Origin of the sequence: Paenibacillus sp. FSL E2-0178 (assembly GCF_038593005.1) — a bacterium.
Taxonomy (GTDB): domain Bacteria; phylum Bacillota; class Bacilli; order Paenibacillales; family Paenibacillaceae; genus Paenibacillus_AQ; species Paenibacillus_AQ phytohabitans.
In genome coordinates this window covers 4,639,417-4,652,037 of the sequence record NZ_CP151953.1, presented here as the reverse complement: position 1 = coordinate 4,652,037, position 12,621 = coordinate 4,639,417, and the positions used below count along the sequence as shown (strand labels likewise).

The following is a 12,621-nucleotide window of genomic DNA, read 5'->3' as shown; positions in this document are numbered from 1 at the left end:
AACAATGGTTGAAGGGTTAATTGAAAATAATGCTTGCAATCAGAATCCATACATGATATATTCTATTTCTGGCCGCGAAACATCAACGCCGAGCTCGAAAAGAAGTTGAAAAAAAAGAGCTTGCATTGATCGGCTGGATGTGATATATTATAAGAGTTGCTGGTGACGCGGTAAGCGCCGCTGACAACGAGCTTGATCTTTGAAAACTGAACAACGAGTGAGTATCGGAAATCACGAAAGTGACTTCCAAAATAGAGAATGTAAATTCTCGTCAGATGTTTCAAAATGAGCAATCGCTCTTTCTAAAACCAATTTGGAGAGTTTGATCCTGGCTCAGGACGAACGCTGGCGGCATGCCTAATACATGCAAGTCGAGCGGAGTAAGAATGGAAGCTTGCTTCCATTCTTACTTAGCGGCGGACGGGTGAGTAACACGTAGGCAACCTGCCCTCAAGACTGGGATAACTACCGGAAACGGTAGCTAATACCGGATAATTTCTTTCCTCTCCTGAAGAGAGAATGAAAGGCGGAGCAATCTGCCACTTGGGGATGGGCCTGCGGCGCATTAGCTAGTTGGTGGGGTAACGGCTCACCAAGGCGACGATGCGTAGCCGACCTGAGAGGGTGAACGGCCACACTGGGACTGAGACACGGCCCAGACTCCTACGGGAGGCAGCAGTAGGGAATCTTCCGCAATGGGCGAAAGCCTGACGGAGCAATGCCGCGTGAGTGATGAAGGTTTTCGGATCGTAAAGCTCTGTTGCCAGGGAAGAACGTCCGGTAGAGTAACTGCTACCGGAGTGACGGTACCTGAGAAGAAAGCCCCGGCTAACTACGTGCCAGCAGCCGCGGTAATACGTAGGGGGCAAGCGTTGTCCGGAATTATTGGGCGTAAAGCGCGCGCAGGCGGTCATTTAAGTCTGGTGTTTAAACCTTGGGCTCAACCTGGGGTCGCACTGGAAACTGGGTGACTTGAGTACAGAAGAGGAAAGTGGAATTCCACGTGTAGCGGTGAAATGCGTAGATATGTGGAGGAACACCAGTGGCGAAGGCGACTTTCTGGGCTGTAACTGACGCTGAGGCGCGAAAGCGTGGGGAGCAAACAGGATTAGATACCCTGGTAGTCCACGCCGTAAACGATGAGTGCTAGGTGTTAGGGGTTTCGATACCCTTGGTGCCGAAGTTAACACAGTAAGCACTCCGCCTGGGGAGTACGGTCGCAAGACTGAAACTCAAAGGAATTGACGGGGACCCGCACAAGCAGTGGAGTATGTGGTTTAATTCGAAGCAACGCGAAGAACCTTACCAGGTCTTGACATCCCGATGAAAGCATTAGAGATAGTGCCCCTCTTCGGAGCATCGGAGACAGGTGGTGCATGGTTGTCGTCAGCTCGTGTCGTGAGATGTTGGGTTAAGTCCCGCAACGAGCGCAACCCTTGACTTTAGTTGCCAGCAGGTTAAGCTGGGCACTCTAGAGTGACTGCCGGTGACAAACCGGAGGAAGGTGGGGATGACGTCAAATCATCATGCCCCTTATGACCTGGGCTACACACGTACTACAATGGCCGGTACAACGGGAAGCGAAACCGCGAGGTGGAGCCAATCCCAGCAAAGCCGGTCTCAGTTCGGATTGCAGGCTGCAACTCGCCTGCATGAAGTCGGAATTGCTAGTAATCGCGGATCAGCATGCCGCGGTGAATACGTTCCCGGGTCTTGTACACACCGCCCGTCACACCACGAGAGTTTACAACACCCGAAGTCGGTGGGGTAACCCGCAAGGGAGCCAGCCGCCGAAGGTGGGGTAGATGATTGGGGTGAAGTCGTAACAAGGTAGCCGTATCGGAAGGTGCGGCTGGATCACCTCCTTTCTATGGAGAATCGTTTCCTGCAACGGAAACATTCAAATCGGAAGTATTACTTCCAAAACTCAGGTTTAGGCCTGTTACTCACTCGTTGGTCAGTTTTGAGAGTTTAAGCTCTCATCTTTACCTTGATCCTTGAAAACTGAATACCGAAACGAATTTGCGTTTTAGAACATCTTTTAGCTGAAACTTGTGAAAGCAAGTTGAAATAGTTATTAGTGCAGAACGAAGGTTTTCGATTGTGCAGCGACCTTTGGCTTTGAATGTGTTGGTGAATGGAGCAATCCATGAGCGGCATTCAAAACAAGAGGAGCAAGCAAGCGAAACACCGGAGTGACGGTTAAGCTAATAAGAGCACACGGAGGATGCCTAGGCGCCAGGAGCCGACGAAGGACGTGGCGAACAACGAAACTGCCTCGGGGAGCTGTAAGCAAGCTTTGATCCGGGGGTGTCCGAATGGGGAAACCCAGCTGTGGTAATTCGCAGTTACTCATTTCTGAATACATAGGAAATGCAGAGGCAGACCAGGGGAACTGAAACATCTAAGTACCCTGAGGAAGAGAAAACAATAGTGATTCCGTCAGTAGCGGCGAGCGAACGCGGAACAGCCTAAACCAAGGGGCTTGCCCCTTGGGGTTGTGGGACGTCTCACATGGAGTTACAAAGGAATATGGTAGGCGAAGAGGTCTGGAAAGGCCCGCGATAGAGGTAAAAGCCCTGTAGCCTAAACTGTGTTCTCTCCGAGACGGATCCCGAGTAGTGCGGGGCACGTGAAACCCCGTATGAATCCAGCAGGACCATCTGCTAAGGCTAAATACTACCTGGCGACCGATAGTGAAACAGTACCGTGAGGGAAAGGTGAAAAGCACCCCGGAAGGGGAGTGAAATAGAACCTGAAACCGTGTGCTTACAAAAAGTCAGAGCCCGATCTATGGGTGATGGCGTGCCTTTTGTAGAATGAACCGGCGAGTTACGTTTAACATGCAAGGTTAAGGTGAGAAGCCGGAGCCGCAGCGAAAGCGAGTCTGAATAGGGCGATTTAGTATGTGGACGTAGACCCGAAACCGTGTGATCTACCCCTGTCCAGGGTGAAGGTGCGGTAACACGCACTGGAGGCCCGAACCCACGCATGTTGAAAAATGCGGGGATGAGGTGGGGGTAGCGGAGAAATTCCAATCGAACTCGGAGATAGCTGGTTCTCCCCGAAATAGCTTTAGGGCTAGCCTCGGTGAATGGAGTGGTGGAGGTAGAGCACTGATTGGGTGCGGGGCCCGCAAGGGTTACCAAGCTCAGTCAAACTCCGAATGCCATTAACTTCTTGCCGGGAGTCAGACAGTGAGTGCTAAGATCCATTGTCAAAAGGGAAACAGCCCAGACCATCAGCTAAGGTCCCCAAGTGTGTGTTAAGTGGGAAAGGATGTGGAGTTGCACAGACAACCAGGATGTTGGCTTAGAAGCAGCCACCATTGAAAGAGTGCGTAATAGCTCACTGGTCGAGTGACTCTGCGCCGAAAATGTAACGGGGCTAAACACACCACCGAAGCTATGGCTAGATGCTTTGCATCTGGGGTAGGGGAGCGTTGTATGTAGGTTGAAGGTGTACCGTAAGGAGCGCTGGACAGCATACAAGTGAGAATGCCGGTATGAGTAACGAAAAGATCAGTGAGAATCTGATCCGCCGAAAGCCCAAGGTTTCCTGAGGAAGGCTCGTCCGCTCAGGGTAAGTCGGGACCTAAGGCGAGGCCGAAAGGCGTAGTCGAAGGACAACAGTTTGAAATTACTGTACCACCGTAATCCGCTATGAGCGATGGGGTGACGCAGGAGGGTAGTGACGCGGACTGATGGATGTGTCCGTCTAAGCAGTGAGGCTGATGTGTAGGCAAATCCGCACATCATTAAGGCTGGGCTGTGATGGGGAGCGAAAATTGTAGTAGCGAAGGTCATGATCTCACACTGCCAAGAAAAGCCTCTAGCCAGGAGAAGGTGCCCGTACCGCAAACCGACACAGGTAGGCGAGAAGAGAATTCTAAGGCGCGCGGAAGAACTCTCGTTAAGGAACTCGGCAAAATGACCTCGTAACTTCGGGAGAAGAGGTGCCTCGGTAGGGTGAATAGCCCGAGGGGGCCGCAGTGAAAAGGCCCAAGCGACTGTTTAGCAAAAACACAGGTCTGTGCGAAGCCGCAAGGCGAAGTATACGGGCTGACGCCTGCCCGGTGCTGGAAGGTTAAGGGGAGTGGTTAGGAGCAATCCGAAGCTGTGAACCGAAGCCCCAGTAAACGGCGGCCGTAACTATAACGGTCCTAAGGTAGCGAAATTCCTTGTCAGGTAAATTCTGACCCGCACGAATGGCGTAACGACTTGGGCGCTGTCTCAACGAGAGATCCGGTGAAATTTTAATACCTGTGAAGATGCAGGTTACCCGCGACAAGACGGAAAGACCCCATGGAGCTTTACTGCAGCTTGATATTGAATTTGGGTACGATCTGTACAGGATAGGTGGGAGCCGTAGAGGCAGGAGCGCAAGCTTCTGCGGAGGCGCCGTTGGGATACCACCCTGATCGTATCTAGGTTCTAACCTAGTGCCCTTACCGGGTACGGGGACCGTGTCAGGCGGGCAGTTTGACTGGGGCGGTCGCCTCCTAAAGAGTAACGGAGGCGTTCAAAGGTTCCCTCAGAATGGTTGGAAATCATTCGAAGAGTGCAAAGGCATAAGGGAGCTTGACTGCGAGACCAACAAGTCGAGCAGGGACGAAAGTCGGACTTAGTGATCCGGTGGTACCGCATGGAAGGGCCATCGCTCAACGGATAAAAGCTACCCTGGGGATAACAGGCTTATCTCCCCCAAGAGTCCACATCGACGGGGAGGTTTGGCACCTCGATGTCGGCTCATCGCATCCTGGGGCTGAAGTAGGTCCCAAGGGTTGGGCTGTTCGCCCATTAAAGCGGTACGCGAGCTGGGTTCAGAACGTCGTGAGACAGTTCGGTCCCTATCTGTCGTGGGCGCAGGAAATTTGAGAGGAGCTGTCCTTAGTACGAGAGGACCGGGATGGACGTACCGCTGGTGCATCAGTTGTTCCGCCAGGAGCATGGCTGAGTAGCTACGTACGGACGGGATAAGCGCTGAAAGCATCTAAGCGTGAAGCCCCCCTCAAGATGAGATTTCCCAATTAGTAAGACCCCTTGAAGACGACGAGGTAGATAGGTTGGAGGTGGAAGTGCAGCAATGCATGGAGCTGACCAATACTAATCGGTCGAGGGCTTATCCAAATTTCGAAGAACGCAGATTCGTTTCGGATTCAGTTTTCAGGCGATCAAGCCTGATATACCTTAAGCTGCATGTCCTTTCTGGGGACTGATCTTTTCTCGCAGCGCACATTTTGGAAGGTTGATTATTTTCCTGAAGAATTTCAGGGAGTAAGACGACCGGAAAAAATCCGTTTGGTGGCGATAGCGGAGGGGTTCCACGCGTACCCATCCCGAACACGACCGTTAAGCCCTCCAGCGCCGATGGTACTTGGACCGAAGGGTCCTGGGAGAGTAGGACGCCGCCAAGCACATGAAGCCATTGTTGAGCAATCGACAATGGCTTTTTTGTATACTTTTATACATGGACAATGCATAGAGGTTAGGGTGTTAAATTATGGATGATTATATAATCTGTCCACTGCACACGGACTTTAGTCCAAGAATTCGCTTACCCGGAGCAAGATTTCTTAATACCTTATCAGAAGATGTAATATTCTTGACAGGCCAAAAGCCCTTTGCTAAGATAGCTCTAATATATTTTTGGACAAGCATCTCAAACCTTAACTGAAGACACTATTATGTATAACTCCCAAGCCTTTACCGCTGTCTATCGGGTATGGACTTGAAGCAGGAGTTTTTTTATTCATAAGTTGGCAGGCAGGTGGAGAAAAGAATATTTCGAGGAGGAATGACCCAGGTGTGGGAAGATAAGTTTGGTAAAGAAGGATTCACTTTTGATGATGTGCTGCTGGTTCCGCGTAAATCCGAGGTACTGCCTAAGGAAGTGGACTTAACCACGGTACTTAGCAAGAATGTGAAGCTGAACATCCCTTTGATGAGCGCAGGTATGGATACAGTCACGGAAGCCGCTATGGCGATTGCTATTGCCCGTGAGGGCGGGATCGGCATCATTCATAAGAATATGTCCGTGGAGCAGCAGGCGGAAGAGGTGGACCGTGTGAAGCGCTCCGAGAGCGGAGTTATTACCAATCCATTCTCACTTACGCCAGACCACTGGGTATCCGATGCTGAAGTTCTGATGGGGAAATACCGCATTTCAGGTGTACCTATCGTAGATGAAGGCGGTAAGCTTGTTGGTATTCTGACTAACCGTGATTTGCGTTTTATCCACGATTTCAATATTCAGATCAAAGAAGTTATGACTCATGAGAATCTGGTTACCGCTGCTGTAGGTACAACCCTTCAGGAAGCGAAAGGCATCCTTCAACGTCACAAGATCGAGAAGCTGCCGCTAGTGGATGAGCACAATATTCTTAAAGGTCTCATTACTATTAAAGATATAGAGAAAGCTATTCAATTCCCTAACGGGGCTAAGGATGCTCAGGGCCGTCTGCTTGTTGGAGCAGCAATCGGTATTTCTAAGGATACATTTGAACGTACAGAGGCATTGGTAAAAGCCGGTGTTGACCTTATCACAGTGGATTCGGCACACGGACACCATATTAATATTATCGACGCGGTCCGCCAGCTGCGCGAATTGTATCCTGATCTTACTATTGTGGCCGGTAATGTAGCTACAGGTGAAGCTACCCGTGAATTGATTGAAGCCGGAGCATCCGTAGTCAAGGTCGGTATTGGACCCGGATCGATTTGTACAACCCGCGTAATTGCAGGTATCGGCGTTCCGCAGGTTACAGCAATCTATGATTGTGCAACGGTTGCCCGCGAATACGGGATTCCAGTTATAGCTGACGGGGGAATTAAGTACTCCGGAGAGATCACCAAGGCAATTGCTGCCGGAGCCGCTGCAGTGATGATGGGCAGCTTGTTCGCCGGTACGGAAGAGAGCCCTGGGGAATCGGAAATTTATCAGGGACGTAAATACAAGGTATACCGCGGAATGGGCAGCATGAGCGCCATGAAGCAGGGCAGTAAAGACCGTTATTTCCAGGATGATGATAAGAAGCTCGTTCCTGAAGGGATTGAGGGGCGGGTTGCATTTAAAGGGCCGTTGTCCGATACCGTTCATCAACTTATCGGCGGATTGCGTTCAGGTATGGGTTACTGCGGTACGAAGACATTAGAGGAACTGCGCAACGACACCTCATTTATCCGGATCACAGGTGCGGGACTTCGTGAAAGTCACCCGCATGATGTGCAGATTACCAAAGAAGCGCCGAACTATTCCCTGTAAACCGGGAAGAATCGCATATTTTTGCGGACAGGCAGGACTAAATTCGTCCTGCCTGTCTTTTTTTGCAGATACCCCTGTGTTAGAATAGAACAAGCACTGATCTGAGGATTAAAGGAGAGTTAATCATTGAAGTACAAGCGGAAACTAAGTAGTAAGCAACTTGTGATGAAGACAGCGACAGTAGGTCTGCTTTTAAATATGCTAGCATTCCCGGCAGCGTCTGCAATGGCAGAGGCGGTAAGCACACCGGCTGCAACAGAGACAGCGGCTCCATCGACAGCGGCAACACCTGCCAAAACGGCAGTAACCAAGATTCCAAGCGTGGAGTCACTGGGACTTAATCTGAAATCTGCAGTATTAATAGAGCCGACCACAGGAGAGATCCTCTTATCTTTGAATGCGGATGAGCCATTGCCGCCGGCAAGTATGACGAAGATGATGACAGAATATCTCGTGTCTGATGCGGTGAAGAACGGACAGATATCCTGGGATGAGAAAGTTGTTGTGCAGGAGAATGCGTCGAAGCAGATCGGGTCACGTATTTTCTTAGCCCAGGGCGATGAACATACCGTCAAAGAACTCTACATAGCCATGGCCGTTGGTTCAGCCAATGATGCCACGGTAGCTTTGGCTGAACTGGTGTCGGGTTCTGAGCAGGAATTCGTAACCCTAATGAACGAAACCGCTAAGAAGATGGGGATGAAGACTGCCCATTTCATTAACTCCACAGGGCTTGACCGTGCTGATATGCCGGAGAAATTCCGTCCGGAGGCTGAAGGCGAAACGTTAATGTCCGCTATGGATGCTGCCCTGCTCGCTAAGTTTATTGTAACCGACCATCCGGATTTCACCGAGTTCACGACAATTCAGTCCTACAAGTTCCGTGAACGTGACGCGAAACCGATGATTAATTATAACTGGATGCTGGAAGCCAACAAGGATATTGCTAATTTCAAAGCCTATGCCTATCCGGGTCTCGATGGATTGAAGACTGGACATACCACCAATGCCGGCAACTGTTTCACAGGTACGGCCGTTCGTGATGGCATGCGTCTGATCAGCGTAGTCATGGGGGCTAACTCAGAAGCACACCGTTTCACGGAAACGAAGAAGGTGCTTGATTTCGGCTTCAACAATTTTGAGATTAAGCAGGTTGTAGCGCCTAAGGCTGTCATCGCCGGTACTGAAACGGTGCCTGTACTCAAAGGCAAGAATAAGGATGTACCTGTTGTGACGGATGCGGGAGTTACGTTCATGGTACCAAAGGGTACGGTTTCTCCACAGATCAAAACTACAGTGGTGACGAACGACCCCGCAACTTTGATTGCGCCGATTGCCGGAGCCAGCAAAGTAGGTAAGGTCACTTATACCTACCAGATCGAAGGAATGTCTCAGGCTCAGGAGAAGACGGTTAACCTGATTACTGCTGAGGAAGCAGAGAAGGCGGGCTGGTTCAAGCTGCTGATGAGAGCAATCGGAGAATTTTTTGGCGACCTGTTTACAGGAATTAAGAACTTGTTCTAACCGCACGGCAGTCTAATGCCAGCATTACGACAAAATCCCAGTAAATAGGTTGTATATATCACCGCCTTGCGGTAAAATTACAAGTTAGATTAGGTTAGATCATTCGGGAGGCTTAGACATGGAAACAGGAACATCGCGAGTTAAAAGAGGCATGGCAGAAATGCAAAAGGGTGGCGTCATTATGGACGTCATGAATGCAGAGCAGGCAAAAATTGCCGAGGCAGCGGGCGCAGTAGCCGTTATGGCTCTGGAACGTGTACCTTCCGATATCCGCGCAGCGGGTGGTGTAGCACGTATGGCCGATCCTACTATTGTAGAAGAAGTTATCAAGGTAGTGAGCATTCCTGTTATGGCTAAAGCCCGTATTGGCCATTATGTAGAAGCCAAGGTTCTTGAATCCCTCGGTGTTGACTATCTGGATGAGAGCGAAGTGCTCACGCCGGCAGATGAAGTGTTCCATATCAATAAACACGAATTCACCGTTCCTTTTGTATGCGGAGCCAAGGATCTTGGGGAAGCCCTGCGCCGGATTAACGAAGGAGCTTCGATGATCCGTACCAAGGGTGAGCCGGGGACAGGCAACATCGTTGAAGCTGTCCGCCACATGCGCTACATAAACAGTCAAATCCGCAAAGTGACGAACCTCTCGCTTGATGAGCTCTATAATGAAGCTAAGATACTTGGCGTTTCTTATGAGCTGCTGCTGGAAGTTCATCAGCTTGGCAAATTACCTGTCGTTAACTTCGCTGCCGGCGGTGTAGCTACGCCTGCCGATGCCGCGCTCATGATGCATCTTGGTGCTGACGGCGTGTTTGTCGGCTCGGGTATCTTCAAGTCGGACAACCCTGAGAAATTCGCCCGTGCCATTGTAGAAGCGACCACCCACTTTACAGATTACAAGCTGATTGCTGAAGTGTCGAAGAACCTTGGCGCCCCGATGAAGGGGATTGATATTGCCACTTTGACTCCGGCTGAACGTATGTCGGAACGCGGCCGTTAATAGAGAGAAGGCTTCCGGATGAGAATAGGAGTGTTGGCGCTGCAGGGCGCTGTAACAGAGCATATTGTCAGTATTGAGAAGACAGGTGCGCAGGGTCTGCCTATCAAGCGTGTAGAGCAGCTGGAAGAGGTAGAGGGACTGATTATTCCCGGCGGCGAGAGCACGACCATCGGCAAACTGATGCGCAAATATGGCTTTATAGAAGCTATACGTGAGTTTGCGGGTCAAGGCAAGCCGATTTTTGGTACATGCGCCGGCATGATTGTCCTGGCCAAGCACATTGCCGGAGGTGAACCCGGTCATCTGGAGCTGATGGATATTACCGTTGCCCGGAATGCCTTTGGCCGCCAGCGGGAAAGCTTTGAATGTGATCTGGAGGTTAAAGGGATTGCTGAGCCGGTACGTGCGGTATTTATCCGTGCTCCGCTCATTAACGAGGTGGGTCCGGATGTCGATGTGCTTACCATCTATAAGGATGAGATTGTAACTGCACGTCAGGACAACCTGCTGGTATCCTCTTTTCACCCGGAACTGACTGATGATTACAGGCTGCATCAATATTTTGCCGACATGGTAGAGGACAGTATCGCAGCCAATCAATAGAACTGCATATAAAACATCCTGACTCTTTCAAAGCTGTAAACAAATCAGCATTTTGAAAGAGTTTGGGCTGTTTTCAGGAGGGAAACTTTGTGTTAGATGTTAAAGTGTTGCGTAGTGATTATGCCAGAGTAGAAGAGGCCCTTACCAAAAGAGGAAAGTCGCTCGATTTGATTGCCGGCTTCCCGCAGCTTGATCTGCGCCGCCGTGAGCTGCTTCAGGAAACAGAGGGACTTAAGAACCGCCGGAACACCGTATCCGGAGATGTAGCGAAGAAGAAGAAAAATGGAGAGCCGGCAGATGATTTGATCGCAGAAATGCGTACGGTTTCCGACCGGATCAAAGAGCTGGACGATGAAGTACGCGAGCTCGAAGTTAAGATTGATGAATTGACCATGAGCATTCCGAACATTCCGCATGAATCGGTGCCGGTTGGCAAGTCCGAGGAGGACAATGTTGAAGTACGCCGCTGGTCGGAGCCCAGAGAGTTCGGATTCACTCCGAAATCACACTGGGAGCTGGCGCAGCAGCTGGATATCATTGATTTTGAAGCGGCAGCCAAGGTTACGGGTTCCCGGTTCGCCTTCTACAAAGGGCTGGGAGCAAGACTGGAGCGTGCACTAATCAACTTCATGATGGATCTGCACAGCGGAGAGCATAACTATGAAGAGATGCTGCCGCCTTACATTGTCAACAAGGACAGCCTGTATGGAACAGGACAGCTGCCGAAGTTCGAAGAGGATCTGTTCAAGCTGCGTGATACAGAATATTATCTGATCCCTACAGCAGAAGTGCCGGTAACGAACTACTACCGTGAAGAGATTCTGACGGCTGGTGATCTGCCGAAGTACCATGTAGCCTACAGCTCTTGCTTCCGTTCGGAGGCCGGATCTGCGGGACGTGATACCCGCGGTCTGATCCGCCAGCATCAGTTCAATAAGGTGGAGCTTGTGAAGCTTGCCAGTCCGGAGACCTCCTACGAGGAGCTGGAGAAGATGACAGCCGATGCTGAACGCGTCCTGCAGCTCCTGGGACTGCCTTACCGCGTCCTGCTGCTGTGTACGGCAGATATGGGCTTCACATCGGCGAAGACGTATGACCTGGAGGTGTGGCTGCCGGAGAGCGGAATGTACCGCGAAATTTCCTCCTGCTCCAACACCGAGGATTTCCAGGCCCGCCGGGCCAATATCCGCTTCCGCAAAGAGCCCAAGTCCAAGCCGGAATTCGTGCATACGCTGAATGGTTCTGCGCTGGCCGTAGGCCGTACAGTAGCGGCTATTCTGGAGAATTACCAGCAGGAAGACGGCAGTGTTCTGATTCCGGAATGCCTGCAGCCGTATATGCGTAATGTGAAATCCATAAGCGCACAAACTGCTCAATAATTATAGTTGCATATTATTTGGTGGGTGTGATATAATTCCTAATGCATGTGAAATTTAGATGCATTGGAGAGGTACCGAAGCGGTCATAACGGGGCGGTCTTGAAAACCGTTAGGGTGCAAGCCCACATGGGTTCGAATCCCATCCTCTCCGCCATTCCTTTACACTCAAAGATTTGCAGATAGAAGCCGTTCTCCTTATGGGGGACGGTTTTTTGTTGTACTCAGGGGATTCTTTTGGATGGAACCTGTTCCAAAGAGAATAAAAAGCTCTCTTTCTCGGCAATGTATTAGAGAAGGAGGATGATCATAAAGATGGACCGACAATTACAAGTAGATCAGCAGAGTCTGGTGTCTGCCTGGCAGGAGCGCCTGCCTGCACTGATGGAGGATGGGGACAGCTTCAGCGTGCAGGGGGATGCGGCGGACCAGAACAGTCTGCTTATTCATTTCAATGCAGCCGGGCGTCAAGGGTATTCCCTCGATTTCCGCTGCACTTATGTGGATAGCCGTGAGGTTGCAGTGAACCTGCTCGACGCGGAGCAGGACGGGCGCGTTGAGGATGAGCGTAGGGATGCCGTACAGCTTTTGGCGCAGCAGTATACAAGGCAGATTCATGAATGCGCGCAGGCGCTTCAGGGCTTAACCAATCCATAGGAGGCGAACAAGATGAGCAAACCAAAAAGCATGCCGGTACCCGGTGTACAGCAGGATAATCAGGGGCCGCGCAAGGAACATCATTCATCAGGTCCTGAGCCGTTATCCGGTTCAAAAAAGGTAAAACAGGCTAACCACGTTGACCATAATAATCCTCAGGGCTGACCCTAGCCGGAGATGAAAATGGAGAGAAATGTT

Annotated in this window: 7 protein-coding genes, 1 tRNA gene and 3 rRNA genes; all 11 read left to right on the top strand. The window is 50.7% G+C overall.

Features of this window, described 5'->3' with window-relative positions; genetic code table 11:
- Positions 1 to 310: 310 nt before the first annotated feature.
- The 11 genes from MHI42_RS20120 to MHI42_RS20070 all read left to right on the top strand — a co-directional run bounded on the left by MHI42_RS20120 (position 311) and on the right by MHI42_RS20070 (position 12,588).
- A 16S ribosomal RNA gene (locus MHI42_RS20120) occupies positions 311 to 1,868 on the top strand.
- A gap of 332 nt (positions 1,869 to 2,200) precedes the next feature.
- Positions 2,201 to 5,129, top strand: a 23S ribosomal RNA gene (locus MHI42_RS20115).
- A gap of 170 nt (positions 5,130 to 5,299) precedes the next feature.
- Positions 5,300 to 5,416, top strand: a 5S ribosomal RNA gene (rrf, locus tag MHI42_RS20110).
- The 16S, 23S and 5S rRNA genes sit together here, the layout of an rRNA operon.
- Positions 5,417 to 5,805: 389 nt before the next feature.
- The gene (gene guaB, locus MHI42_RS20105; RefSeq protein ID WP_039303893.1) at positions 5,806 to 7,263 is read left to right on the top strand and encodes an IMP dehydrogenase; all 1,458 of its coding nucleotides are present in this window, start codon (positions 5,806 to 5,808) and stop codon (positions 7,261 to 7,263) included.
- Positions 7,264 to 7,428: 165 nt separating this feature from the next.
- On the top strand, positions 7,429 to 8,787 hold the full coding sequence (locus MHI42_RS20100; RefSeq protein ID WP_342420471.1) for a D-alanyl-D-alanine carboxypeptidase family protein: 1,359 nt from the start codon (positions 7,429 to 7,431) through the stop codon (positions 8,785 to 8,787).
- 118 nt (positions 8,788 to 8,905) lie between these two features.
- Positions 8,906 to 9,787 carry a pyridoxal 5'-phosphate synthase lyase subunit PdxS gene (pdxS, locus tag MHI42_RS20095; protein WP_171717592.1) on the top strand — a complete coding sequence of 294 codons (882 nt, stop codon included), beginning with the start codon at positions 8,906 to 8,908 and terminating at the stop codon, positions 9,785 to 9,787.
- 18 nt (positions 9,788 to 9,805) lie between these two features.
- A complete protein-coding gene (gene pdxT / locus MHI42_RS20090; RefSeq protein WP_342420470.1) occupies positions 9,806 to 10,390 on the top strand; it encodes a pyridoxal 5'-phosphate synthase glutaminase subunit PdxT in 585 nt (194 codons plus the stop codon).
- A gap of 89 nt (positions 10,391 to 10,479) precedes the next feature.
- Positions 10,480 to 11,769: a serine--tRNA ligase gene (serS, locus tag MHI42_RS20085; RefSeq protein WP_042132706.1), complete on the top strand. Its 1,290-nt coding sequence runs from the start codon at positions 10,480 to 10,482 to the stop codon at positions 11,767 to 11,769.
- 65 nt (positions 11,770 to 11,834) lie between these two features.
- Positions 11,835 to 11,923: transfer RNA gene (locus MHI42_RS20080), tRNA-Ser, on the top strand.
- Positions 11,924 to 12,081: 158 nt separating this feature from the next.
- A complete protein-coding gene (locus MHI42_RS20075; protein WP_342420469.1) occupies positions 12,082 to 12,423 on the top strand; it encodes a hypothetical protein in 342 nt (113 codons plus the stop codon).
- A 12-nt stretch (positions 12,424 to 12,435) separates the two neighbouring features.
- Complete coding sequence (locus tag MHI42_RS20070) at positions 12,436 to 12,588, top strand: small acid-soluble spore protein P (protein ID WP_042132708.1); 153 nt, start codon at positions 12,436 to 12,438, stop codon at positions 12,586 to 12,588.
- The last annotated feature ends 33 nt before the right edge of the window (positions 12,589 to 12,621 follow it).

Coding starts and splice junctions, on each gene's coding strand:
- MHI42_RS20100 (WP_342420471.1), top strand. CDS start 7,429: ATGAAGACAGCGACAGTAGGTCTGCTTTTAAATATGCTAGCATTCCCG.
- pdxS (WP_171717592.1), top strand. CDS start 8,906: ATGGAAACAGGAACATCGCGAGTTAAAAGAGGCATGGCAGAAATGCAA.
- pdxT (WP_342420470.1), top strand. CDS start 9,806: ATGAGAATAGGAGTGTTGGCGCTGCAGGGCGCTGTAACAGAGCATATT.
- MHI42_RS20075 (WP_342420469.1), top strand. CDS start 12,082: ATGGACCGACAATTACAAGTAGATCAGCAGAGTCTGGTGTCTGCCTGG.
- MHI42_RS20070 (WP_042132708.1), top strand. CDS start 12,436: ATGAGCAAACCAAAAAGCATGCCGGTACCCGGTGTACAGCAGGATAAT.